We start from the raw sequence: 25,844 nt of genomic DNA on the forward strand, positions 1-25,844 counted from the left end.
CCCCACGATTAAAGCATACCCAGGAAACGCTGCTCAATAACAGCCGAAGCATCTTCTGTCCTGCAGATAATCAGACATGTGTCATCACCGCATATCGTACCCATGATTTCGTCCCACTCCAGGTTATCAATCAGTGCTCCAATCGCATGGGCATTGCCCGGCAGTGTTTTTAAAACAATAAAATGACTGGTATGCTCAATTTTTACAAAAGCGTCTCTGATTAAGCGCTTTAATTTCTCCAGCGGATTAAAACGCTGATCGGCAGGCAAGCTGTATTTATAGTTGTCGCTGGACGAAGGTACTTTGACAAGATGCAGCTCCTTAATATCACGTGAGACCGTCGCCTGGGTAACGTTATATCCCCTTGATTTCAGCTCATCGACAAGCTCATCCTGAGTGTCTATTTCGTTTTCCGTTATCAGCTCGCGTATTTTAATATGGCGTTGAATTTTACTCATAAAAAGGCCTCCGAACCTCAGTTCAATGCATGGTGGGCTTCTTTAACAATCTCCAGTAATCCTTCATCGTCTTTATTAAATTCCGGCTGGTCTTTTTTCCAGCCCAAATGTGCCAAAAATTCAATATTACCATCACCGCCTGTGATCGGTGAGTGAATCACGTTAAGCAATTGATACCCCTCTCGCCGCGCAAATTCCACAGTCTCTTTCAACACATTAAAATGGACCGTTTTATCACGGACAATACCTTTGTTGCCTACTTGATCACGACCTGCTTCAAACTGGGGTTTTATTAAAGCAATGACATCGCTCCTGTTTTTAAGCAGCTGATTCAGTACTGGCAATATGAGCCTAAGGGAAATAAATGATACGTCAATCGTTGCAAAATCCGGCCAGCCATCCTGAATCCTATCAGGTGTGACATAACGGAAATTTGTACGCTCCATCACAACCACCTGATCGTCATTTCGTAGCTTCCAGTCCAGTTGATTATAGCCAACATCAATGGCATAACAAAGCTGCACACCATGCTGTAGTGCACAATCTGTAAAGCCGCCTGTAGATGAACCAACATCCATCATGATTCTATTTTTTAGACTTATGGAAAAAGCATTCAATGCCTTCTCCAATTTTAAACCGCCGCGGCCGACATATGGAAATAGCTTTCCCTTCACACGCAATGGAATGGTTTCCTCAACTTTGACACCAGGCTTGTCCAGGCGTTCCTGTTCGCTGAACACAAGACCTGCCATGACCATTCGCTTCGCTTTTTCTCTGGTCTCTGCCCACTCACGTTCTACCAGCAGAACATCCAAACGTTTTTTTGTCATTATTTATAACCCTTTATGTTAATTATTCTTCGAATATGCTCATATCTTTACTTTTTTGCTTCTTTCGATCCGTTGGGGATTAAACGTATTTTAAAGTTCTTTTCGATAAATGCCACTGTTTTGCCGGCAAAAAAAATGATTTTTGTTGATGACGTGATAGCAGCATACTTTCCCAGTGCCTTCCCGCCAACAGTCAATGCGGCAACGAGGCTTGTCAAAATAACAGACAACGTAATTTGAAACACGGATCCCTCGCCGTTTCCGACGATGTTGGATATCTGGAGTACAACAGTTGCTGATGCTGTTCCACTGACAACGCCGGATATGTCTCCAATGACATCATTACAAAAACTGGCAAATTTGTCAGCGTTACGGATAATGTTAACAGCTTCTTTTGCACCGGTCACTTTTTCGGCTGCCATCGCATGAAAGGGCTTTTCCACAGCTGCAGTGGCAGCTATTCCCATCATATCAAAAATGACACCTATAAATACTATGATAAATACAATCAATAATCCGATGATCCAGACAACATTACTGAGAACGGACTCAGAAACAATTGAAAAAATAGCCGCTAGCACGAACGTGATAACGGCAATGGTAACACTGAATTTCACAGATCTTTTCACTTGTGGACTCATTTTAACTCCTGTTTCTACAAAATATGTATATGAAGGAATGGTCATTTAAAAGGTAAAAACTGCGGCTTAGGTCCAGTAGGTTTTCCCAGGTGGATACCCAATGTTGCCATAGGGGCGGTTCCCCTTTAAACCCACCTCGACACCGTTTCCGAATGCCGGACTGGATTACCACTTAGTCCGCACTATAATGCCCTTTAAATGTCAATGAACAGTCTAGGAGTTTTCCTCGGCAGCCTTTAACCGTTCCCTATCCTCTTTTGCAGGGATGATTTCATAGGGATACACAAGCAATCCAATGGCCAATTGGACTGCATTTCAAGCCCTAATTCCCTCATCACCACTCAAGGCAGGCTACGCTGCGAATAAGGTCACCCTCACCCTATTACACAGGTTCATACCCCATTCCATAATGTAACCTAGGCTTAGGCTACACGACAGATATGGGCCTCCACGGTAATCGGGTCAACGCCCGCATGCCTTTGCGGATCGCCCGAAAACCTTAACTCCCAGCACCGACCCAAGGCTGGGCGCCTCAAGCCGGCACAAGGAACTTCATCGATGTGCCCTTTAGCGGATTTTTAGGCCCGCCTTCAGAAACGGAGGGCTGACTAGAATACTGCACCATTCCTATTATGTCTTCATTATAACATATGATTTAAAAATATACTATTAAAATTTTAATGATCACGGTTACTGAAATAGTCAACAAGCGCCATTAGATATGATGCATCGGCATTTGCTGCAGACAGTTCCTTTTTTGCTCGGCCTACGTAGTAATCTTTCTTTTCAACTGCTCCTTCAATACCTAGTAATTTAACATAAGTGTTTTTTTCATTTGCTTCATCGCTTCCAACAGGTTTACCGATTTTTTCAGCATCCCCGGTAACATCAAGGATATCATCCTGAACCTGAAAAATGAGCCCGAGATAATGGGCAAATTTATCCAAATGGGCAATTTGTTCTTGCGTTGCCTCTCCCAGGTATGCGCCTGAACGAATCGCAAAGCGGAATAATTCGCCAGTCTTTAGAGTATGAATTGTTTCCAGTTCCTCAAGCGTCACAGCTTTTTTCTCTGCTTCCATATCTCGAATCTGGCCTGCTACCATACCTTTGGGACCACTGACCTTCGAAAGCAGCTGAATGAGCTGCACTTTCTGTTTATCTGTTAGTTGAGGATCGTTTGCAATTAGTTCAAAGCTGAAGGTCAATAATCCATCACCAGCCAGAATAGCGGTCGCTTCATCAAATTTAATATGATTTGTCGGATGTCCTCTGCGCAAATCGTCATCATCCATTGCCGGCAAATCATCATGAATCAGGGAATAGGTATGAACCAGCTCCAGTGCAACAGCTGACGAGAGAACTTTATTAATATCATTGCTGTAAGCATTAAAGCTTGCCATTAAAAGTACCGGTCTTAACCGCTTTCCGCCTGCTTCTGCGGAATATATCATAGAATTCTTCAACTGTAAGGGTATATCCAGCTGATGCAAATGACGTGTAAGTTCCTGTTGAATCTTTTCCCTGGTTGTATTGATGACGTTATTAAGGTCCTGTTGCACGATCATTCTTCCTCCCGTACTTCAAACGTTTCAAACTGTCCTTGCTCATTCATGATTTTAGTCATCTGTTCCTGAACGTTGGTTAGCTTGTCTCCGCAAACCTTCGAAAGTTTCATCCCATCCTGATAATATGAAATAGCTTTTTCCAGTGGGACGTCCCCTTTTTCCAGTTTTTCCACGATTTTCTCCAGCTCAAGCATTGCCTCTTCAAATGAGAGATTATTCTCCCCTTCCATTGTTCTCCTCCTTTGTATCCAAAACATGACAATCAATTGTACCATCCGCCAGTTTCACCGAAATTTGCTCTGCTTCAGATACTATTTTAACTGATTTGATCAGGTCGCCTGATGAAGAGTATGTAATGGCGTAACCACGTTTCATCGTTTCAAGCGGATTGAGCAGTGACAATTTTTCAAGTGCCTGTTGCAGTCTGTCTGAATGTTGCTCCAGTTGGCTTGACATCACATTATTAATCTGTTTATTCAATTGCTTCAATTCTTTTTCTGTGCGCTCAATTTGCTGTCTGGGGTGTAATGCAAGCAGTCTCGAATTCATGTGTGACAGTGACTCATACTTCCGCTTCCACTCGTGCTGGTATGCTTTTCCAAGCCGTTCTACGTATTTATCCAGTTCCTGTTCCTTTTGCGCGATTAGCTGTTCAGGATAACGAAAGGCATACGACTGTTTAATGCGATTTAAATTTTGCTTTGAAGCTGTAATCTGGTCTGTGAGGACCCTTGTCAGCGAACGGCGCATGCTGTTGATTTTATCTGCAAGCTCCAGCTGCGATGGCACGGCGATTTCAGCAGCACCTGTAGGCGTGGGTGCTCGTACATCAGCCACGAAATCACTGATGGTAATATCTGTTTCATGCCCCACTGCAGATATAACAGGGGTACACGAATGAAAAATGGCATTCGCCACTATCTCCTCGTTGAACCCCCAGAGTTCTTCTATTGACCCGCCGCCTCTTCCTACGATTAATAAATCACAATCCGTCTCTTCATTCGCTCTTTTAATCGCATCAACAATTGAACCGGGAGCATTTTCACCCTGAACAAGTACCGGGATGATAGTCGTCTGCACGATAGGATATCTGCGCCTGATGGTTGTAATGATGTCACGTACAGCAGCCCCTGTAGGAGATGTAATAACACCGATATTTTTTGGGAATTTTGGCAGCGTTTTTTTATGTTCCTCATTAAAGTAGCCTTGTTTATGCAGTTTTTCTTTTAACTGCTCAAATGCCAAATAAAGCGAGCCGATTCCATCCGGTTCCATTTGTTGCACGTATAGCTGATATTGGCCGAATTGTTCAAATACACCAATTTCTCCTCTGATAAGCACATTCATGCCATTCTCCGGCCTAAATTTTAATCTGCGGTTATTTCCTGCAAACATGACAGCCTGAATACGAGCACGGTCGTCTTTGACTGTTAAATACATATGCCCCCGGCTATGATGCTTAAAATTTGATATTTCACCTTTCAGCCAGATGTTTTTTAAATGTGGGTCTGATGAAAGCTTACGTTTAATATATTTAGTCAGCGCTGTGACTGTTAAATATTTATCTTCCAATGCCTGACAGTCCTTTAGCAGCCTTAATCGTATTTTGCAGAAGCATTGTAATCGTCATTGGTCCAACGCCTTTCGGGACAGGTGTGATGTAGGAAGCTTTTTCAGATGCGGAAGTAAAATCCACATCACCGGTAAGCTTCCCGTCTTCCATACGGTTGATGCCTACATCGATTATGACAGAACCTTCTTTAATGTGCTCAGCACGAATCACATTTGGTTTCCCGATTGCCACAACCAGAATATCGGCCTCTCTGGTAAAGTCTGTCATATTTTTTGTTCTGGAGTGGCAGTATGTAACCGTCGCGTGTTCGTTCAACAGCAATTGCCCCACCGGCTTGCCAACTATGTTGCTTCGACCTATGACAACTGCATGGTTACCTTCTATTTGAATGCCATAAGAATGCAGCATGGTTAAAATGCCAAAGGGGGTGCATGGCACAAACGCATCATCCCCCGTCATCATTTTTCCGATACTGATTGGATGAAAACCGTCTACATCCTTATCAGGGCTTATGGCTTCGATGACATGCTGCTCATTTATATGGTCCGGAAGCGGGAGCTGTACGAGGATGCCATGAACGTGATCATCGTCGTTAAGCACGTCGATTTTTTCAAGAAGTTCCTGTTCAGAAGCAGAAGATGGCATTTCAATAATGTCGGAAGAGATCCCCGTCTGCCCTGACGCCTTCTTTTTTCCGTTTACATAGGATTTGGATGCGGGATCATCCCCAAGTATAATCACTGTTAAATGCGGTGTGACCCCGTTATTCTTTAATTGTGCCACTTCCTCCGCCATTTCAACCCGCAGTTTATGTGCAAGCTCTTTTCCATCAATTACCTGAGCTGTCATAACTCCATTCCCCTCTCTTCAATTATCTTTGAATCAGCAGAAAACATCTGTTTATGCCGCTATCTTTGATAATACACCATTTACAAACTTTCCGGATTTCTCATCCCCGTATAAATTAGCAAGTTCCACAGCTTCATTAATCGCCACATTTTGCGGTATGTCTTCCCGGAATTTGATTTCATAAACAGCGATGCGCAATATTGTTTTTTCCACAGAGGCGACGCGGTCCATTGACCATTTTTCCAGATGTTCAGCTATCGTTTGATCAACAACATCTTTTTGCCCGGCCACCCCTTCAACAAGATCTTTTAAATAATCATCCATTTCCAGTGATTCAGGGTGATCGCTCATAGCCTGTTCGGGTGGCTTGTCATTCATATCCAGTTGAAATAGGATTTGCATTGCTTTTTCTCGTGCCGCGTGCCTGTTCATCGGTCCATAACTCCTTTGACTTATACTCACACAAATCATAACACGATTATAAACCGAAAAGCCAGAACAACCTGAATCCACTAATGAAGAAAGGTCAAAAGATATAACTCTTTTGACCTTCCATGTTATTCATTATCTTCTGTATCTTCCATCTGAATCCCGACGACGTGAACATTGATTTCATCAATTTCCAGGGCTGTCATATTTTTTAGCGTCTGTCGGATATTTTCCTGAAGCTGTTGAGCCACTTTCGGTATTGAGACGCCAAAATTTAAAACCACATACAAGTCAATGAGGATGCCATTTTCGGTCAGATCGACTTTAACGCCTTTACCGTGTGATTTTTTACCAAATCGTTCAACGACGCCTGTTGCAAAATTACCGCGCATTGAGGACACACCTTCCACTTCAGATGCCGCAATGCCAGTAACGACTTCAATGACTTCCGGAGCAATCTCGACTTTTCCTAATTTCGATCCATCACCTACATTTAGCAAAGGCTGCTCGCTCATCTTCAATCATCCTTTTCTGTAATCGGATTTTCCTCAAGGAATTTCGTATTAAAATCACCATTCACAAAAACAGCATGATCCATTATCTGACGGTGAAATGGAATCGTCGTATCAACACCCTCAACAACATATTCATCTAGTGACCGTTTCATCCTGTTAATGGCTTCTTCTCTTGTTTTGCCATACGTAATTAATTTTGCGACCATTGAATCGTAAAAAGGCGGTATGCTGTAGCCTGGATAGGCACCTGAATCAACCCGCACCCCAAGTCCGCCCGGAGGCAGATACAAGTCAATTTTCCCAGGAGACGGCATGAAATTTTTAAATGGACTTTCAGCATTTATACGGCATTCCATAGCCCAGCCCTCGAACTCAATATCCTCCTGTCGAAAGGATAGCTTTTCATTATTGGCAACGTTAATCTGTTCCTTAATCAAATCAACACCTGTTACCATTTCAGTCACGGGATGCTCAACCTGAATACGTGTATTCATTTCCATAAAATAAAACGATTGATTTTTTCGGTCAAAAATAAATTCGATTGTGCCGGCGCCGACATAATCGACTGCTTTAGCAGCTTTTACGGCAGCCTCACCCATTTTCTCCCGTATGTCTGGTGTCAAAGCAGGTGAAGGTGATTCCTCAACCAATTTTTGAAGACGGCGCTGGATGGTGCAATCTCTTTCGCCAAGATGTATAACATTACCATGCTGGTCGGCAAGCACCTGAATTTCCACATGCCGAAAATCTTCAATAAACTTTTCCAGATAAACACCTGGGTTGCCAAACGATTTTTCCGCTTCTTCCTGGGTTACGCGTATGCCTTTGATCAGATCTTCTTCAGTCTCAGCTACACGTATCCCTTTACCGCCGCCCCCAGCAGTTGCTTTAATGATAAGTGGATAACCTATTTCTCCGGCAATTTGAATGGCTTCGTCCTCACTATCGATGATGCCTTCAGAACCGGGAACGATCGGCACATCCGCCGCTTTCATGGTTTCCCTTGCAACGTCTTTGACACCCATCTTTTGAATTGCTTCGGCAGGAGGTCCGACAAATGTAATATTGCATGCTTTGCAGATCTCCGCAAAATCAGCATTCTCAGACAAAAACCCATAACCCGGATGAACGGCATCGACGTCTGTCAGTATTGCGGCACTCATAATGTTAGTAAAGTTCAAGTAACTATCTTTGCTGAGTGCAGGTCCGATACAGTAAGCTTCATCAGCTAGTTGAACATGTAATGCATCCTTATCTGCTTCAGAGTAGACAGCAACCGTTTCTATATCCATTTCTTTGCAGGCTCGTATGATGCGAACCGCAATTTCTCCTCTATTCGCAATCAGCAGTTTGTTAATCACCCGCAACATCCCCCTATACTGTCTTTACTCTGAATAATGGCTGGCCGTATTCTACCAGCTCACCATCCTCAACCAAAACTTCTGTGATTTCGCCAGCTGTTTCAGCTTCGATTTCATTAAACAGTTTCATAGCCTCTACTATACAAACAACCGTATCGGCTTCAACTTTTGAACCCTTTTTAACATATATATCACTTTCAGGATTCGGTTTATCATAAAATGTGCCAACCATAGGCGAGACAATTTCCTTATCTCCTGTTGCAGACTTTTCCGGGATTTGTTCTTCTTTTGGTGTATTGTCTTCTTTTTGTTCTGTTTGAATCTCCGGTTCAACAGGCTTAACCGGCTCGACTGGCTTTTGGGGTACTGCTATCGTTTCAGTGTCCACAGCAGCTGCCGGGTTATTACTTGATTTTTTCATTGATATAGTCGTACCGTCTGCTTCATAGGAGAATTCATCAATAGCTGATTGGTCGACTAATTTAATCAGTTCACGTATTTCCTGTACTTTTAGCATATCTGGCACTCCTTCGTTTACAAATTTATAACAGGATTTTATAAGACCTTTTAACATTTTACGATAAATTCAAGCAAAACATCAACCGAAACTGCTGTACCCATTTACGTAAAACGCCTTCAGTACAGTCCATTATATCAATCTTCTTAAGTTTATGCGAATTTATTAAGGCTGTTTTCACATTGTATAATGCTTTTTGCTCCACAGCCGGTAAACACTCTTTTCGCGGTGCGGATGGCGACTACCAGTTCCCCAGGAGTCTGCGTGTATACGGGATACTTTTGAAGAAAATATACTTAGAGATTTCTTTAAAAAACTATTTTCTAAAAGGTTGTTGTTGTTTACACAAAATCCATAAACTGCGACGTAAAGGTTGAGTGGAATAACGTCGCTTCGGAAATACACTTCGCTTTCCGTGGGCGGCTGGTGAGCCTCCGCGTGCTGACGCACTGCGGGGTCTCACCTATGCCTCTGCTCCCACAGAAGTCTCCGTGTATTTCCTCCGCTAAGTTTTGTTCACTATATCTTGGTAAAACAAAATATTTTAAGACAGATAAAACTGGATTGCTTAACGCTTAAAAGCAGCTGGAATATGCGAGACTCCTGTGGGACAGCGAGCCTAAGAGACCCCACAGCGAGCGTTCTTTGCGAGCGAGGAGGCTCGTGGTGAGCCCACGGAAAGCGAGTATATTCCAGCTGCGTGGTTAGAGATTCTCGCTAACTTCTGGGTTGTGTCGTAATTTATATCAACTACGGAAAACGCAACAAAATTTACGAAAAAGCTTAAAGTATTATTCTTTTTGAAATCTGCCTCTATTAAAAATAAAAAACCGGATGCGTCTCCCACCCGGTTTAATGCTTACAAATGCTATTACCCTTCAGCTGGCTGATGGATAACATCCACCGTTATTTCTCCAAATTCATCTTTTACCATCTGCATAATATTGGCGGCTTCAGACTTGCTAAATTGTTCCTCTTTCTTGACATGAACAGTAACTTGATCATCGTCATGCCGAACAAGAACATCATTATAGTCGGCCGCTGCCATAATGGATTCTTCCAGAATGGATTCTTTACTTGAGATCTCATCAAGCTGGTTCATCTCGTTTCTTGCTTCATTTTTCTCTTCAACACTTGCGGTGCTTGAAGCCACAACATCATCCAGCCTGTCTTTAGTCTCGCTGCGCTCGTCCTGAATTTCCATTCGAATCGTCGCAAATAACTGTTCATCACCCACATTGGATATATCATTCACATCGGCATCTGTCTCGCCTTTAGTTGCCTCTTCACCCTCCTGGGCATCGGATGAAGCTGTTTCTTCCTGAGTACTTTCATCCTGATTTAAATAAGCAAGGTCACCGCCATTTCCAGGTGATGTCATGTAATAGACGCTTAGTACAATCATCAAACTTAACATTGTCAAAAGCCATATCGTTTGTTTCTTTAACATATTTACTCCCTCCTAATTTTTTGGCATTACAGATACTCTGTGTGTCGGTACATTGAGTACGCGTGAAATTGCCTCTATTGCCCGCTTTTCAACCGTTGCATGATCGACTCCCTTCGCAACAACAGCGACACCTCTGACATCCGGCTTTTCTGTTCGGATCAGCAGCGGAACTTCTTTATCACCCTGGTTTACCAAAACAACCTTTGTTTCCTTTTGACTGTCTTCAATGTCCCTGGTCCCGCCGTTAGTATCAGATTCCTCGGTTACCTGCTGACCAGTTATCAGATTTTTTTCATAAACTTTAACTTTGGTTGAATCTAGATTGACCATCACCTCTGCTTCTGAAATACCTTCTATTTTGTTCAGCATGTTCGTTAGATCGTCTTCATAGCTTCCTTCTATTTCTTTTACATCGGATGTTTTAGATGATTTATCTGAAAATGTTTCGTCAGTGTTCTGCTCTTTTGCATTCTCTGAAGGATCATAATTCATTGATGGGTCCTTATTTTCATCATTGGAGGTGAAAACATTGCCAATAATAAGCAGCAGTAGTCCGATCAGCCCTATGACAATAATGTATCCTGCTTTTTTGGAAACCTTATCCGATGAATCCGACTGTCGTAGTATTTTTTTAAAAAGATTTTTCAAGATGACCCTCCCTCCCCAATAATGGTAATTTTTTCTTTCTCTACATCCCACACATTGTGCAACAGCTGCTTAATCCCTTCTGCATCGAGGTCTGCTTCATCATTCATCGGCTCATCTGTATTAATGACTACATCGTCAACAGCATTCACTCCCCCCTCCCCTGGTTCGGATTCCTTTAGTGTGACTTTGACCTTATCCAAATTTTCATTCAGATTTTCGTATGTAAGTTCAGTCTGCGAGGAAAATTGAAAATCGATATCTGCTATTTCTTTCCTGTACTCCTCCTGCAGGGGATTATTTGCTAAATCTTTTAATTGGACAGCCATTTGTTCTAAAATATATGCACGTTGCGAGGCTTGTATTTCACTTTTTTGCTTTTTCATCAAATTTTCTGTCTCACTATTTTCAATACGCTCTTGATCCATCTCTGTAAAAGACGCCTCCAGAGCCTGTCTAACATCCAAATCAAACAAGTAGAATACGGGTTTTAAAAAAATAAGAATTAGGATCAGTCCCATTGCTAATTTGACGTATTTTTTCATTGAGTTGGCCGGTATAAGCAAGTCCACGACAGATGCCAGTAATAAAAATATAACAATTTGGGTCACCCAATTAATCAATAAATCCATTATTCCACTCCTAACGCAGGAGAATCGTAATATTACTGGCAGCCACTAAAATGACAATTGCCAGAAAAAACATTAATGTCACGGCTAATAGACAAGCAAGAATTAATACAATATACTTGCTGATTATATCGAGTGTTGAAATGACAGGTCCATCGCCAATCGGCTGAAGAATGGCTGCGGATAGCTTATAGATCAGAGCTATAGCAAAAATTTTAAGCGCCGGAAACAGGGCAAGCAATACGATTATCATCACACCTACAATCCCGACTGCATTTTTCAGTAATAAAGATGCGCTTAAAATGGTGTCCGTTGCATCGGTAAACGTCCTCCCGACTACCGGGATAAAATTACCGGTAATGAATTTGGTCGTTTTCATCGCCACGCCATCCTGTACGGCACTAGATGCGCCCTGTACCGACATAACCCCTAAAAAGATGGTTAAGAAGACACCAAGCGTCCCCATTCCAACTTGTTTAAACAAATTTGCCAAATTCGTAACCTTATAATTTTCATTCAGCGTACTCACAATTAATAACAGAGCAGCCAAAAATAACAATGGCAAGATAAACCTTGAGACGAGAACACCGCTCACGTTAATAAGAAATACAATAATCGGGTGGAAAAATGAAACCGTAATAACATTCCCCAGTGTCGCCATAATCCCGAGAACAAGCGGCAATAAAGCAATCATGAAACTGCTCATCATATCAATCGCGTCGTTTGCATAGGACACAGCAAGATAAAAACTGTTTAAAACCAGATATATCAGGACAATATAGACAACATAATAAGCAATTTTGCTGACCGCACTCTTTTCAAAAGCAGTATGCATTGTTTGTAAAATCGTCGAAAACAATGTCAGTATCAGAAGAGTTCCCAATAGTTTCCCGTTCAGAATCAATTCATGAAGTAGAAACTCAAGAAGTCCCCATAATGTATTTTTTAGCGAAAATGAACCATCCGATTTAATGAATTCATAGATACTCGTTTTTTCCAGCTCGGGGACATAACCACCGTACTCATCTACGAGTGTCCTCCAGTGTGATTGAATCCCGTCTAGTGAAACATCATTCAATAGCTGATTTTCTATATCATCCGGCCGCAGTTCTTCCTGATTTTCTGCAGCAGACACGGTTCCCTGCCCGACGAGGAGTAACAGCGGAATGAAAATGACTATGAATACTGTCCGCTTTTTTTTTATCACGCAGCCATTACCCCTTTCTTAAACCGTAGATACGAAGCTTAATATAGCCTCGATCACAGCAGTAATAATCGGAACAGCCAGCAAGAGGATAAATATCTTTCCGGCCAGTTCAATCTTGGCTGCCACTGAACTGAGCCCTGCATCCTTTGTGAGATTTGCTCCAAGTTCAGCAATATAAGCGATCCCGATGATTTTTAAAATCGTTTCCATATACATGCCATCGACATTTGCTTTATTTCCAAGTGACTCTATCATTTTAAAAATAATACCTATTTGCTGAATGATAGCCAAAAAAATAAGGACCGCTGTTATAAGAACTAAAAAAAACGCAAAGGATGCATTGATTTCTTTCAGGATGATGTAAAGAATACTGGCGATGATCCCAATAACCACAATTTGTATGATATCCATCTATGACTACCCCTGGAAAAGGAATACGGATTTAATCTGCTGAAACAGATCAGAAAGGCCATTAACCACAATGACCAGGACAATAATAAAACCTACCAGTGTCGCAAATTGAGCTATTTCTTCTTTTCCCATTTGCTTTAGTATCGTATGAATAAGTGCAACAATAATGCCGATTCCTGCAATTTGAAATAAGATTGAAGCATCAATAGCCATAGAAGTACTCCCTTCCCTTCTAAATGAGCAGCAATACAATAAACAGACCGCATAACAGCCCCAGGCTTTTGGCCATTTTACTGTATCTGTATTGGTTTTCCCTGGCATCATCGAGTTCACGGTCCAGGTGCTTTATTGTCAGATGAATATGCTTTTGCTGCTGGTCAAAATCGTGTTGACCAAGTGTTCTGCCAAACTGCTTCAAGATTTCTGCTTCATTTGAATCAAGTGCTGATGACTTTATTAATCCTTCTAAATGCCAGTTCCAAACCTGGGCCAAATCATTGTTATTTTGACTCAGCGAGGTATTTAACAGATCAAAAAATGAGCTGATTGGTTCCGGAATTTGTTTCGCTATCGTGGCAAACGCATCCGGTAAAGGCAATTGACTATATAATATTTCCGCTTCCAAAATCTGCAAAGCATTTTTCATGTGCCGGATATGTTTTGGCCGTTCGTTCAGTTTTTTACTGATGTCAAAGCCTGCCAGTGTTGTTGTGCCTATGAAAAGAAGCGCGCCAATCCACTGCATTAGTTACGCACCTCGATTTCTGCAAAAGATTTTCTTCATTTTCGTTATAAACCCGATAAATATCACCTGGCTTGTCCTGTCTGTTTAATAAAACGAATCGGCGAAAAACTTGCTGATCAAAAAGTGGCTTCAAAGATGGCCGCTTCTTCAGTGCTTCAAGCGAGCTGCTGTGAATGGTGCAGACGACTGCTACTCCAGCATTGACGGCTTCCATTAAAGCTTGTACATCTGATTCGCTGCCGATTTCATCGACCACTAGTACTTCAGGTGACATCGATCTGATCATCATCATCATGCCCTCATCTTTAGGACAAGCATCCATCACATCGGTCCTTACCCCTAAATCATGCTGGGGTATGCCTTTATGTGAACCGCCGATTTCCGATCGTTCATCCACAACCCCGACTTTATGTGCTCCTGCTTTGTCCCAGCCTGAACCAATCATGCGTGCCAGATCGCGAATCAATGTCGTTTTTCCCGTTTGCGGCGGTCCGATAATGAGCGTATTAACGTATTTATTATGGTACAAATAAGGGATGAGTGGCAGAGCCGCACCGATGGTTTGTTTGGCAATACGAATATTGAAAAACGTGATATGCCGGATAGCTTTCACCTGGCCATGCAGCGTGTTGACTTTACCGGATAAGCCGACACGGTGTCCGCCTTCAATGGTGATGTACCCCTCCCTCAATTCATCTTCCATCCGATATAAAGAGAATTCACTTAGCTGATTCAGCAAAAATATGCCATCGTTCTTGTCAGGTCTGATTCGGTCAAGCCATTCCGTATGATTGTCAAAAACAAATTCAAGCGGCCGCTGAAGCCTGAAACGGATTTCCTGTATGCCGGACCAGCGATTATGGAGTTTTTTATTGATCCCTTGTCTTATTTTTTCCGGGAATAAGCGCAATATCTCTTCCATTACAATGTCCTCACCTTACAATAGCTTGTTAGTAAATGTATGTTTGTGAAAACAAATTATGACTATGCTTACGGTAAAAACGCCTATAAAAAAAGCGACCCTATAATTTAGGATCGCTTAACCGTTCAATGATTCAACTAAGCTCTTGATACATATTTGCCTTCTGTTGTACTGATTACTAATACGTCACCCTGATTAATAAAGAGTGGGACCTGTACAACATATCCTGTTTCCAGTGTCGCAGGCTTTGTTCCGCCGCTTGCTGTATCTCCTTTTAAACCCGGTTCGGTTTCCGTTACAGCCAGCTCGACGTTTTTCGGCAATTCAACGCCGATTACTTCGCCCTCATATGTCACAACAGACACTTCCATATTCTCGCGCATGAAATTTAATTCATTTTCAATTTGGCTTGTCTGCAGTTCCAACTGTTCATACGTATTTGTATCCATAAATGCGTGAGTGTCACCAGATGCGTATAAATACTGCATTTTTCTATTTTCAATATGTGCCCTATTTACCTTTTCACCAGCACGGAATGTTTTGTCCTGGATATTGCCACTTCGCAGATTCCGCAATTTTGACCGAACAAAAGCGGCACCTTTTCCTGGTTTAACGTGCTGAAAATCAACGACTTGCCAAATGTCATTATCAACTTCGATTGTCAGACCAGTTTTAAAATCGTTTACTGAAATCATTCCAAAAAAGCCCCCTTGACCTAGAGTTGGATTAATTCTTTTTCTGCATGTGTCAGCCGTTCGCTGCCTGACTCTGTTATGACTATATCGTCTTCAATACGGCAGCCGCCAACATTTGGGATATAGATACCGGGCTCAACGGTTACGACCATCCCCGGTTCGAGCTTTTTGCCGGAACGGAACGACAATGCCGGTCCCTCATGAACTTCCATGCCAAGCCCGTGTCCTGTTGAATGGCCAAAATACTCCCCATAGCCTTCTTCTTTTATATAATCGCGTGTCAAAGCATCAGCCTCTTTACCGGTCATACCTGGTTTCAGTCCATCAACTCCGCGCAGTTGGGCTTTTAAAACCGTGTCATAAATTGTTTTGAGTTCATTACTGATCTCTCCAACCGCAACTGTCCGGGTTGTATCAGAGCAATACCCGTTAAACAGTGCGCCATAATCCATCGTTACCAGCTCACCGGATTGGATTTCTTTGTCAGAGGCAACACCATGTGGAAGAGCGGCACGGTAACCTGATGCAACAATAATGTCAAAACTTGATGATGCCGCCCCTTGTCTGCGCATAAAAAATTCAAGCTCATTTGAAATATCAATTTCTTTAACACCTGGTTTAATATAGCCCCGTATATGCTCAAATGCATCATCAGCTATTCTGGCTGCCTGTTTTAAAATCGCAAGCTCACTTTCTGATTTAATCAGACGAAGATCTTCAAGAAACCCGCTGACAGGCACCAGCTCAGCCTCAAAACTCTTATTATACTGTTCGTAGACCGAAAACGTCACATGATCTTTTTCAAAGCCGACACGTTTTACGTTCATTTGCTTTAACTGATCATTTATTTCTTCATGAATTAACCCTTTATGTTCGACAACTTCAAAATCAGTTATTTGGTCGTTCGCCTGTTCTATGTAGCGGAAATCGGTAATGAAACGGGCATCATCCAAACTGACTATGGCTGCCCCTGCTGTCCCGGTGAATCCGGTTATATACCTTCGATTGACTGGGCTGGCGATTAAAATGGCATCCATATTGTTTTCCCGTAATTTTCCGCGAAGTTTACTTAAATTCCCCATATGATCATCCCTTCTATTTATTTTTTAAAAAAGCAAATGCTGCAAGCCGATAGCTGTCCATGCCGAAACCGACAATCTGTCCATAACAAACAGCCGCAAGCATAGACTGATGGCGAAATGTCTCACGTTTGTGCACGTTGGATATATGCACCTCGATAACTGGAATATCAATCGCGGCAATCGCATCCCTTAATGCAACGCTTGTATGGGTATAGGCAGCAGGATTAAAAATCACCCCATCATACGGTTTTTCATTTGCCTTATGCAGATAATCTATCAGTTCTCCCTCATGATTTGACTGATAGCAGTCCAGTTCGCCCCCTTGCCCTTCAACCAATTTGGCTAGTTTTTCTTCAATCGTCTGTAAAGTGAACTCTCCATAAATTTCCTTTTCCCGTTTTCCCAATAAGTTAATATTCGGACCATTCATCAGCATGAGACGTTTCATGTGTTGTTTCATTCCTTTATCAATCATAATAGTTATGGACTGTTCCAGTTTATCACAAACTAAAACGATTGAGTAATCCAACGGGTATAATTCAGCTTCCACGATCCTTTTCAGATTTTAATTTATACAGCGTATCAGTATAATCGTAAGATATGGAATACCCGATAAACGTACCATATAATACATATAGACAGATTGTCGAAACAATCGTATTGGCATTCAAGTCCCGCAATGGAGGAATATTTGGAAAGATTGGCTGAACGATATAAAACACAATGAACCATAAAACGATCCCATACGCGACACCCATCCAGAGTGAATTGACCTTTTTAAACAGTATGAAATAAATGAACGCTGTCAATAGAGAGATGACGCCAATCATCAAAATAGACAAAACAGTTCCAAGCCAGCCGTCAATCCAGCTTGCCGTAAGCCAGGAACGGAGCAGATAACTCTTTGGGGCCACCTCAGAAAAATTAAAGTAGTATAACACCACTCCAAAAAATCCACCCAATAATCCTCCGATAAACCCCGTCAGCAATGAACGGGATAAAATGCTAATCGGTTCTTCCTGTTTATTCTGTTCAAGACGCTGATCTTGTTTTTCCATTAGAAACACCTCCATTTATATTGTTGCCGAATACCGCAAAACCAATCATCAATTTCACGGTTAATTAACTGGTTTTAGGGAGCATTTTCTAGTAAAATAAGAAGTGTAAAATACCTCGGCAAATCATGCATATTTTATACAGGAACGGAAACAATTATTAATAACATAAAATTTTTTAAAGACGATAAAGAAGATGATAAAACTAGCGGTAATCGTGGTATAAGTATAGTAGGCAGTACTAAAAGCGTGAAAGGAGGATATCAAATGGGTAATAATAAAGGTACTTTGGTGGTTTATTTAGTTATCGGGTTGGCCATTATTGGTGTTGTGACACAGTTATTTACCAATACAGCTTCTTTTCTGACCAGTATATTTACAATGCTCGGGTTTGGTATTGCCATTTTTGCGGTCATGTATTTTGTTTTTTTCAAGAAACGAACACCGTCAAACGATAACAAAAAATATAAAAAGGCGGTTAAACAATCAAAAGCCAAATATAGCAGCCAGCAAAACAAACCCAAAACTCCTTCTAAACGTCCGCAGCAGCCATTTTCACTGAAAAAGAAATCCAATAAGCGCCCGTCCCATTTGCGGGTTATTGACGGGAATAAATCAAAAAGAAAAAACCGGGCCAGCTTTTAAACTGTCCGGTTTTTAGTTTGGCCAATATTTTAGAAATTCGTCCGCCCGTTCTTTTCCAGTGCGAATCAGCTGTCCCCTGGTGGCGCGGGTCAATTCAAAATCTGTTGTATCAACATGGTCCACCGGGATAAAAACAATGTTATTCTTTTCGGATGTGGAAACGTAACGGTCATCATGCGCATTCAGCATCGTGGAGAACAGCGCCTGAAACATAATTATTGCATTATTGATGTCGCGCGGTTTTTCCTGCGCCGGATGTCCGCTTAATTTCATTCCGAGCACCGGGCGTTTGCTTCGATTGTTTTCGTCTTTGAAAACCCATAATGGAAAGTTGCTTAACAAACCACCATCAACTATCAGACTTTGCCCGTTCCCTTTGCCGGGAAGTTTTTTTGGCATAAAAAAGTACGGGAATCCTGCACTCATCCGTACAGCCTTTGCTATCGGAAAATAATTCGGGTTTATACCGTACACCCGTTCCAGATCATCAGGAATAACAACAAGTTTGCCTAGGGATATATCACTAACTATCACTTTTAAATAACCGGGTTTAAGATCATAAAAGGTGTGTATTTTTTTTCGTGCCAATTGTTTGTGAATCCATTTTTCAAGTTTATTACCTTTATAAAGACCAAGCTGAAAATAAAGAATCACCCATTTGGAAAATGGAATGAATGTCGTCCACTTCGGAGGATCCATCAGTTTTTTGGTATCCAGTTCCTGTATCATTTCATCCATCTCGTGAAACCGATATCCCGATGCAAGAAGTGCTGCGATGATTGCACCTGCGGATGATCCCGCTACCCTCTCAAACGTATGGTTATGGTCGTGGACTTGCTCTAACGCTCCAAGAAATGCATACGCTTTGACACCGCCGCCTGAAAATACGCCATCAATTTTCATCTGACCTCTCCCCATTGTCATCGCCTGTTTTGCTCTCGGTCAGCTCTTTTTTACCTGACGATCCCGGGTTTCTCCTGTCGCAAATTATGACCCGCTTTATATATATGTAAGTGCAGACAAGCAGAAATAGAACTCAAATTTTGCGGCTATTCTTCACTTGTCTGGATAATAGTTTGCAATTCGCTGACGCGTTTCTTATCAGCTTTGAAATATTGAACGAGGTCGCCGATCCTGTCAATAGAATTCCAACTGAGATGATGTTCGATCCCCTCCACATCTTCATAAATCTTATCACTATCAACCCCAATAATTCCCAGAAACTCTTCCAGTAATTCATGACGATAAACAAGCCGTTCACCGAGTTTTTCACCTTTTGAGGTCAATATGAATCCCCGATATTTTTCATAGTTAAGATAGCCATCCTTATCCAGCTTTTGGACCATTTTCGTGACAGATGATGGATGGACCAACAAGGCTTCTGCTATATCTGATACGCGGGCATAACCCTTTGATTCCATTAAATTGTGAATTTGTTCAATGTAGTCCTCCATACTTGGGGTGGGCATCAAATCACTCATTTCATTGGAATAATTTTTTAGTTAGTGCAAAATTGTTTCTCTTCAAATGATACAGGAAATCGGCTGATGAGACAAGCTTCATGCCAACAATGAGTGAGTCAAGTTTTTGCGGGAACTTTCTCTCGACCTTTGTATTTTTCTTTTGTTATAGCTGTAAAGATGATTTTTATCTCACCCGCGGCCCGGATACACTTCGCTTTCCGCGGGCGGCTGATGAGCCTCCTCGTGCTAACGCACTGCGGGGTCTCACCGAGGCCTCTCCTCCCGCAGGAGTCTACGTGTATCCGGGCCGCTTAGCGTATAAACCACATTTTTTGCCTCTAACATGTCGTTCCAAACAGCTTTTTAAACGGATACGACTCCTTGTCGGATTCCGAGCTCCATATCCGGTTTTTATGTGGACTGAAACCCAGCCAATCCACGCAAAGCCTGTGCTGTATAGCTGCTCGGCTCTTTACCCCACAGTACAGGCATGCTACCCATAATAGCTCCCACAGACTGTCTTGTCTTTTGTTTCAGTAATCGTTTGAGTGAAACCTTTCCTTCCTGGAAACTGTCGTCCTGATGATCACTTGGTGATGTTAAATCAAGTGCCTCTCCCAACGTTCCATCAAACCTGTGAATAATAGCTCTTGTCATAGCGTCAAGGCCGTTCACAGACCAGCTGTAACCCATTTTTTTCAGCCGCCTGGAAAAGAAGTTCATGTTGGATTCAGCGGAACCCATAGGGCGCATCCAAGCCGTCTCTACACCCTTTTCCTGCAGCCTTTCACGGTAATCCCTGATGGCTTCCTGATTATCTAAAATAAACGTGCGCAGCGCGGCAATGTCATCTTTCTTATCCTCGTCCATTTCCGCTTTCTCCGCCTCAGCAACAGCTGCCGATAAACCTGCCGGTTCATAATCGTCTGCAGCCAAATATGCCTTTCGCCTCTCTTGTTTGGAGCGATTACCTAAAGCGGCCTTGATCCACTTTTTCAGGTGATAATGATCATAGTTATAGATGGCCTGCGGAAAGTAGGCAAGACCTTCACGTATCCATGGCGCACCGTCCCCATTGATGATCACAGGGGTATCATCGTTAAGGTCATACTGCTCGTACAGCTGCCGGCTGAACGTTTCCCAAAAGAACTCGCCATTTTCCAGGGTATGATAATAGGTTTTATTCACCAGCTCGAAATCCTTACTTCCGGGATGACGTTTCTCCCAGCCTTCATGGGCAATGCCTACTTTCACCTCGCGTCGTTCTTTTTGATGGTTTTGAAGTGGTGTATAAATGCCATCAACCTCCAAAAATAGAGCGTCCACTTTCTTACGTTTTTCCTCGTCTACTCCGTGATCAACGTCCTGAACGTGTAAGGCCTTCTGACGAATTTGTTCATGGCTCATGGCCTGATACCCCAATAATTGTTGCAGCCGATCACGCGCGTCCCGGTAAGATGGACCTCGCACTGCCCAATCTACGGCCAATTCAGCCAGATAAGGGCTGAGCGAATCACTCCCCTGAAATTGGAGATATTGATCCAACAACGCCACACGTTCACCTTTTTCCCTGTCAGTGTATTTTCGCCTTTCCACCGTTACCGGTCCAAACACGGTATCAATGGTGGCAGGTTGTTTTTCCTTATACTTATAACGCTGATGATCCCGGCTCTCCATCAGCCAGGTATCTATATCCTCCAAAAACTTTAAAAGTATATCATGAAAATAACCCTGTAGCTGTTGAAACAGCGATTTTTCTATGGCTTTTAAATTGGTCGTATTATTGGTATCATTATACATAGGAACTCCACCTTTTGTTTGATTTTAGGCAAATCTATTCTATCAAAGGTGAGAGTTCCTTTGTTTTGTCATGCAAAGGAAAGACCAGAATTTCTGACATAAGGGATTCTGCCAGCAGAACCCCCATGTCAGAATATTACAAACCCTATATCCTTCCCGTAAACATTTTACTCATACGCCAACAATAAAAGGAACCGGCGATTACCGGCTCCTCCTTCTCATATCTGCACTATCCAGCATTTAACGCGCAATTTTCGTTCATCTAATAATCAGCGGAATAAAGCACCCTGATGATTGGATATTTTCTTTACAAACCACACTTAAGCTGGGCGCCGCAGCTTGTACATGTGTTGCATCCGCCGATATCCTCAATACTTCCGTTTCGGCAGACAGGACATGTATCCCCAACTTCCGACCCAATAGAAACGTTGGTTTTATCCAATTCTTGAACAGTATCCATCAGAACCACTTTCGGCTTTTCATCCTCAAAAAGCTCAGTTTGTTCAGTAAAGGCATTTTCTTCCGCTTTCAGCGTTAACACTTGTGTGTCACGGCTTCCATCAACATAGACAGTTCCGCCTTTTGCACCGCCATTATACAATCTGCGGTAGACACTCTCTACCTGATCAACTGTATAACCTCTAGGTGCGTTAACCGTTTTGGAGATAGAACTGTCCACCCAGCCCTGGATGACACACTGTGCATCGGCATGTTCTTCAGGTGTCAGATCCATAGCCGATACAAACCATTCCGGAAGATTTTCCGAATCCTGCTCAGCATGATTATTCAAATATTCCTGTACAATATCTGCATTGACTTCTATAAACTTACCTAATCTTCCGCTTCTGAAGTAAGAGAAAGAAAAGTAAGGTTCCAATCCTGTGCTGACGCCAGCCATTGTTCCTGTGGATCCAGTTGGCGCAACGGTTAACAAATGTGAGTTACGAATACCGTACTCAAGTATATTTTCTTTAATATCATCAGGCATTTTCTGCATATAACCGGTGTTTATGAATGATTCCCGCAGACTTTTTGTTTCATCATCGGTCTCTCCGACCAAGAACGGGAAACTTCCCTTCTCTTTTGCAAGTTCAATTGATTCACGGTATGCGGTCGTTGCAATTGTTTCAAAAATATTGTCAGCAAGTGTATTGCCTTCTGCCGACCCATACTTTGTTTCGCAGTAAATCAACAAATCGTGAAGCCCCATGACGCCAAGACCGACACGGCGTTCACCAAGTGCTTGTTTTTTATTTTCTTCAAGGAAGTATGGTGTTGCGTCAATGACATTATCCTGCATGCGTACTCCCGTTTTTACAGTTTGCTTCAGTTTATCGTAATCAACGGATTTCGTATTCTTATCGGCCATCTGAGCTAAATTGACAGCTGCAAGATTGCAGACAGAATAAGGTGCAAGTGGTTGTTCCAATTTTGTTATATCCCAGGCTCTTTATCCTGAACTTCTCCATTTTTCAACGGAGTATCGGACTATATCTTTACTTCGTTTATAATACCGAAGTATCGGACGCTCGTGGTCATTTCATCACTGTTCTAATGGTATATGACTAGTCTCTGAACCTTCTAACCATCCCTAGTTAGCTTGGCTGCTGATTGGCATAGGTTTAACCCCTTAGCTTCCCAGCAATTCATCCGATTTTTAACGTGAGGCAAACTATGCCACTTTACCACACGGGTTTGTTGCAACGACCTGATCGCCATAAGCCTGCGCGTTTGTCATTTCATTGGCATTATCGATGAAGAAAATGCCTGGTTCTGCCGAATACGTTGCGCAAATGTTGATCAGGTTCCATAATTCTTTTGCCTTAATCCGGCGATAAACACGAATACCGTAACCCATTTCTTCCCATTTGCGGACATCGCCGACTTCATGCCACTGCTCATTGTATGCCTTCATTTCTTCTTCTGAGTAATTCTCAACATCAGGAAAACGAAGTTCATACGCTTTATCATTTTCCACAGCTTCCATGAAATCTTTTGTGATGCAGACTGAAATATTGGCGCCGGTTAAGAACTCTGGATTATGAACATCGTATGTTCCACCGGTAACCAGTTTTTGTTCTGCTTCATGAATGGCAGCATGCGTGAAACCACCTTGTCCCGGCATTGACCGGTAATTGACAATACCTTGATAAAGATCGGATTCAGTTTCAGTTAATGGTGTAAATTTCAACTTTTCCTGTGCCAGCGTTTTAATCTGCTCGTCCTCGGTGTTTTCAATTAAATACCGCAAAATTCTCGGATTCTGCATTTTTGAAATGATAAATTCAATGATATCCGGGTGAGAATCGACTAACATGATCATTTGAGCCAAATCGTTACGTTGATACGTTACATCAACTCTCCAAATCACTCTGGAGTTCAGACCATATCTTACACATTTCTCAAAATGTGTCCCCGCGCTTCGAAATCACTTGATTTCTACTCTACTCGCTTACGTATTAAACGCGCTTTTGATGGCCGTTGAACCTTCTTCCCTACGAAGCTTGGCTGCTGATTGTCTTTGTCCACTTGCTGTTTTTTCGCATGTCACGCTTACCGTTTCCGGTTACGTTGTAGCCAGCAAGTCATATATGATGCATTTAACATTATCAAAATTATTATTTATGTCATCTATGAGATATTTTGTAACCACAAATTGCGCATTGTTGTGGTTTCTTAGCATCATATAATTTCACGATTTTTTTCACCTCTTTTTTAATATTTCAATAGGTGATTGCCACGTGAAATTTAAAGAGTTCCCAGCAATTCACGGGGTTTCTTTATAGACGAGGCACTTATGTTTACCACGTCTTGATCCACCTTGCTCTACAAGATGAGTCAGTTTGGCGATATCATCCAGCCAGGAAACAGATCCGGATGATTTTCCGTTTACACCTCTTGCAAGTGCATTTCTCGGCCTGAGTGTCGATCCGTTTGTACCGACACCGCCGCCACGCGACATAATCTCCATCACCTGTTTGCGATGATCTGAAATGCCTTCCCTTGAATCTTTAATATATGGCATAACGTAGCAGTTGAAATATGTCACATCAGTGTTTGCACCTGCCCCGTAGAGTACGCGGCCAGCCGGAATAAAGTTCATTCTGCTTAGTTCTTGGTTGAATTTTTCATACCATTCATTCTGTTGTTCTTGTGTTGCCTCTACATTCGCCAACCCTGTAGCATTCCGTTTGGCTATCTGTTCATAATAAACTTCCAGCGGTTTATCGATCACACTGAGTGAGCGTCTTATAATCCCCGTGGAAGCTTCCTCTTCATCATCAAGAACCGAAACAAAATCCGAATTAACTTCAATCATCGCTTCATTATTATTCCAGTCAATGGACTTGACAAAGCCAAGTCCGCGCGCAGGAAACTTTGGATCGGCCTTAACGGTCAACACAACAAAGTCTCCTGCTTTTAATGTCGTCTTTGACGTATCCTTGAATGCATACCGATCGAGCATAACAAGTCGTGATACGCCTTTATGCGTCAATGTCATATCATCTGTAACCGGATGTACTTGCGGAAACAGTTTAATATCTTCATTCAATGCTTGTACATCAATACCAAGCCGTTTTTCAACAGCAGTCGACATTCCGGATTCACTTCCTTTCATAAATGTGCTATTATAAACATACCACATTTTAAAAGAATAAAACAATATATAGTACATAAATTTTAAAAACAATACAATATATGGTAAAAAGAACGGATGATCAACCATTTGTCAATCACGGTAAAGCACAAAAATATCAAGAAAAATAAAGTAAAATCAAGATAACTGCTATAAATACAGCATTTTTAACCTTTTTCATCTTTGTTTTCGACACAAAAAAACTTTGTCTGACCCCCGTGTCTTCCATCAAGAAAAATACTTTGAAAAATAGTATGGTACGCCATATAATAGAGAATGGAAAGAATTAGATTGACGGGGGATTCATAATGGAATTTTTAATCATAATTGTTGTAGCCCTTTTGGCAGTAGGCATGTTCCGGTATTTCAGACAAAGAAACTTTTTGAAAACATTAACAGAAGAGCAGTTCCGTCAGGGATATCGAAAAGCACAATTGATTGATGTACGTGAACCGAATGAATTTGATAAAGGACATATTCTTGGTGCACGGAATATTCCGCTGACACAAATGAAACAGCGGCTTGTGGAACTGAGAAAAGATAAACCAGTCTACCTGTACTGCCAGGGTAGTTCAAGGTCAGCAAGGGCTGCTCAGCTGCTCCATAAAAAAGGTTATGAAGATATCAGCCAGCTCAAAGGCGGCTTTAAAAAATGGACCGGAAAGGTAAAAACTAAATAAATCTGCTTATTGTAAATAAAATGGACGGGTAGCCCCG

General features: G+C 42.0%; 28 protein-coding genes and 3 pseudogenes. 2 read left to right on the plus strand and 29 right to left on the minus strand.

Annotated features, from left to right (window positions below):
- Positions 1-8: 8 nt before the first annotated feature.
- The 23 genes from ahrC to ON01_RS10305 form a co-directional block, all read right to left on the minus strand.
- The gene (gene ahrC / locus ON01_RS10195) at positions 9-458 is read right to left on the minus strand and encodes a transcriptional regulator AhrC/ArgR (RefSeq protein ID WP_010530939.1); all 450 of its coding nucleotides are present in this window, start codon (positions 456-458) and stop codon (positions 9-11) included.
- Positions 459-475: 17 nt separating this feature from the next.
- Positions 476-1,288, minus strand: coding sequence for a TlyA family RNA methyltransferase (locus ON01_RS10200; RefSeq protein ID WP_010530940.1), 813 nt, complete (start codon positions 1,286-1,288; stop codon positions 476-478).
- A gap of 47 nt (positions 1,289-1,335) precedes the next feature.
- On the minus strand, positions 1,336-1,929 hold the full coding sequence (locus ON01_RS10205; protein WP_010530941.1) for a hypothetical protein: 594 nt from the start codon (positions 1,927-1,929) through the stop codon (positions 1,336-1,338).
- Positions 1,930-2,606: 677 nt separating this feature from the next.
- Positions 2,607-3,497 (minus strand): polyprenyl synthetase family protein, encoded by an 891-nt coding sequence (locus ON01_RS10210; protein ID WP_010530942.1) that lies wholly within the window; start codon positions 3,495-3,497, stop codon positions 2,607-2,609.
- Positions 3,494-3,727: an exodeoxyribonuclease VII small subunit gene (locus ON01_RS10215; RefSeq protein WP_010530943.1), complete on the minus strand. Its 234-nt coding sequence runs from the start codon at positions 3,725-3,727 to the stop codon at positions 3,494-3,496. The genes ON01_RS10210 and ON01_RS10215 overlap by 4 nt, the downstream gene beginning before the upstream one ends.
- Entirely contained in the window at positions 3,711-5,069 is a 1,359-nt protein-coding gene (gene xseA, locus ON01_RS10220) for an exodeoxyribonuclease VII large subunit (RefSeq protein WP_010530944.1), read from the minus strand. The genes ON01_RS10215 and xseA overlap by 17 nt, the downstream gene beginning before the upstream one ends.
- Positions 5,059-5,919 (minus strand): bifunctional methylenetetrahydrofolate dehydrogenase/methenyltetrahydrofolate cyclohydrolase FolD, encoded by an 861-nt coding sequence (folD, locus tag ON01_RS10225; RefSeq protein ID WP_010530945.1) that lies wholly within the window; start codon positions 5,917-5,919, stop codon positions 5,059-5,061. The genes xseA and folD overlap by 11 nt, the downstream gene beginning before the upstream one ends.
- Positions 5,920-5,970: 51 nt before the next feature.
- Positions 5,971-6,351, minus strand: coding sequence for a transcription antitermination factor NusB (gene nusB, locus ON01_RS10230; RefSeq protein WP_010530946.1), 381 nt, complete (start codon positions 6,349-6,351; stop codon positions 5,971-5,973).
- Positions 6,352-6,476: 125 nt separating this feature from the next.
- Positions 6,477-6,863: an Asp23/Gls24 family envelope stress response protein gene (locus ON01_RS10235; RefSeq protein ID WP_010530947.1), complete on the minus strand. Its 387-nt coding sequence runs from the start codon at positions 6,861-6,863 to the stop codon at positions 6,477-6,479.
- Between the two features lie 2 nt (positions 6,864-6,865).
- Positions 6,866-8,224 (minus strand): acetyl-CoA carboxylase biotin carboxylase subunit, encoded by a 1,359-nt coding sequence (accC, locus tag ON01_RS10240; RefSeq protein WP_010530948.1) that lies wholly within the window; start codon positions 8,222-8,224, stop codon positions 6,866-6,868.
- 13 nt (positions 8,225-8,237) lie between these two features.
- Positions 8,238-8,741, minus strand: coding sequence for an acetyl-CoA carboxylase biotin carboxyl carrier protein (gene accB / locus ON01_RS10245; RefSeq protein ID WP_010530949.1), 504 nt, complete (start codon positions 8,739-8,741; stop codon positions 8,238-8,240).
- Positions 8,742-9,612: 871 nt separating this feature from the next.
- Positions 9,613-10,191, minus strand: coding sequence for a SpoIIIAH-like family protein (locus tag ON01_RS10250; protein WP_010530950.1), 579 nt, complete (start codon positions 10,189-10,191; stop codon positions 9,613-9,615).
- Positions 10,192-10,203: 12 nt separating this feature from the next.
- Entirely contained in the window at positions 10,204-10,839 is a 636-nt protein-coding gene (gene spoIIIAG, locus ON01_RS10255) for a stage III sporulation protein AG (protein ID WP_010530951.1), read from the minus strand.
- Positions 10,836-11,468: a stage III sporulation protein AF gene (spoIIIAF, locus tag ON01_RS10260; RefSeq protein ID WP_010530952.1), complete on the minus strand. Its 633-nt coding sequence runs from the start codon at positions 11,466-11,468 to the stop codon at positions 10,836-10,838. Before spoIIIAF ends, spoIIIAG begins: the two co-directional genes overlap by 4 nt.
- A 10-nt stretch (positions 11,469-11,478) precedes the next feature.
- The gene (gene spoIIIAE, locus ON01_RS10265) at positions 11,479-12,672 is read right to left on the minus strand and encodes a stage III sporulation protein AE (protein WP_010530953.1); all 1,194 of its coding nucleotides are present in this window, start codon (positions 12,670-12,672) and stop codon (positions 11,479-11,481) included.
- 18 nt (positions 12,673-12,690) lie between these two features.
- Positions 12,691-13,083 carry a stage III sporulation protein AD gene (spoIIIAD, locus tag ON01_RS10270; protein WP_010530954.1) on the minus strand — a complete coding sequence of 131 codons (393 nt, stop codon included), beginning with the start codon at positions 13,081-13,083 and terminating at the stop codon, positions 12,691-12,693.
- 6 nt (positions 13,084-13,089) lie between these two features.
- On the minus strand, positions 13,090-13,296 hold the full coding sequence (gene spoIIIAC, locus ON01_RS10275; protein ID WP_010530955.1) for a stage III sporulation protein AC: 207 nt from the start codon (positions 13,294-13,296) through the stop codon (positions 13,090-13,092).
- Positions 13,297-13,315: 19 nt separating this feature from the next.
- A complete protein-coding gene (spoIIIAB, locus tag ON01_RS10280; RefSeq protein WP_010530956.1) occupies positions 13,316-13,828 on the minus strand; it encodes a stage III sporulation protein SpoIIIAB in 513 nt (170 codons plus the stop codon).
- Positions 13,773-14,750 (minus strand): stage III sporulation protein AA, encoded by a 978-nt coding sequence (spoIIIAA, locus tag ON01_RS10285; protein WP_010530957.1) that lies wholly within the window; start codon positions 14,748-14,750, stop codon positions 13,773-13,775. Before spoIIIAA ends, spoIIIAB begins: the two co-directional genes overlap by 56 nt.
- Positions 14,751-14,887: 137 nt before the next feature.
- A complete protein-coding gene (efp, locus tag ON01_RS10290; protein ID WP_010530958.1) occupies positions 14,888-15,445 on the minus strand; it encodes an elongation factor P in 558 nt (185 codons plus the stop codon).
- 20 nt (positions 15,446-15,465) lie between these two features.
- Positions 15,466-16,527, minus strand: a complete 1,062-nt coding sequence (locus ON01_RS10295; RefSeq protein ID WP_010530959.1) for a M24 family metallopeptidase — start codon at positions 16,525-16,527, stop codon at positions 15,466-15,468.
- Between the two features lie 13 nt (positions 16,528-16,540).
- Complete coding sequence (gene aroQ, locus ON01_RS10300; protein WP_029329089.1) at positions 16,541-16,975, minus strand: type II 3-dehydroquinate dehydratase; 435 nt, start codon at positions 16,973-16,975, stop codon at positions 16,541-16,543.
- 91 nt (positions 16,976-17,066) lie between these two features.
- Positions 17,067-17,585, minus strand: coding sequence for a YqhR family membrane protein (locus ON01_RS10305; protein WP_010530961.1), 519 nt, complete (start codon positions 17,583-17,585; stop codon positions 17,067-17,069).
- A 264-nt stretch (positions 17,586-17,849) separates the two neighbouring features.
- On the opposite strand from ON01_RS10305, the gene ON01_RS10310 reads away from it, so the two are divergent.
- Positions 17,850-18,227, plus strand: coding sequence for a UbiA family prenyltransferase (locus ON01_RS10310; RefSeq protein ID WP_010530962.1), 378 nt, complete (start codon positions 17,850-17,852; stop codon positions 18,225-18,227).
- A gap of 12 nt (positions 18,228-18,239) precedes the next feature.
- Here the strand turns inward: ON01_RS10310 and ON01_RS10315 are convergent, their stop codons facing one another.
- The 6 genes and pseudogenes from ON01_RS10315 to ON01_RS10340 form a co-directional block, all read right to left on the minus strand.
- Positions 18,240-19,130 (minus strand): patatin-like phospholipase family protein, encoded by an 891-nt coding sequence (locus tag ON01_RS10315; protein ID WP_010530963.1) that lies wholly within the window; start codon positions 19,128-19,130, stop codon positions 18,240-18,242.
- Between the two features lie 146 nt (positions 19,131-19,276).
- Entirely contained in the window at positions 19,277-19,696 is a 420-nt protein-coding gene (gene mntR, locus ON01_RS10320; RefSeq protein ID WP_010530964.1) for a transcriptional regulator MntR, read from the minus strand.
- Positions 19,697-20,101: 405 nt separating this feature from the next.
- On the minus strand, positions 20,102-21,490 hold the full coding sequence (locus ON01_RS10325; RefSeq protein ID WP_010530965.1) for an ISLre2 family transposase: 1,389 nt from the start codon (positions 21,488-21,490) through the stop codon (positions 20,102-20,104).
- Positions 21,491-21,797: 307 nt separating this feature from the next.
- A pseudogene (locus ON01_RS10330) lies at positions 21,798-22,916 on the minus strand (hypothetical protein); the annotation flags it as partial.
- A 258-nt stretch (positions 22,917-23,174) separates the two neighbouring features.
- Positions 23,175-23,819, minus strand: a pseudogene (locus ON01_RS10335) (response regulator SirA); the annotation flags it as partial.
- A gap of 474 nt (positions 23,820-24,293) precedes the next feature.
- Positions 24,294-25,088, minus strand: a pseudogene (locus ON01_RS10340) (ribonucleotide reductase N-terminal alpha domain-containing protein); the annotation flags it as partial.
- Between the two features lie 347 nt (positions 25,089-25,435).
- Here ON01_RS10340 and ON01_RS10345 point away from each other — a divergent pair.
- On the plus strand, positions 25,436-25,807 hold the full coding sequence (locus ON01_RS10345; RefSeq protein ID WP_010530969.1) for a rhodanese-like domain-containing protein: 372 nt from the start codon (positions 25,436-25,438) through the stop codon (positions 25,805-25,807).
- Positions 25,808-25,844: the final 37 nt, after the last annotated feature.

Origin of the sequence: Lentibacillus jeotgali, assembly GCF_000224785.1 — a bacterium.
GTDB lineage: Bacteria > Bacillota > Bacilli > Bacillales > Amphibacillaceae > Lentibacillus > Lentibacillus jeotgali.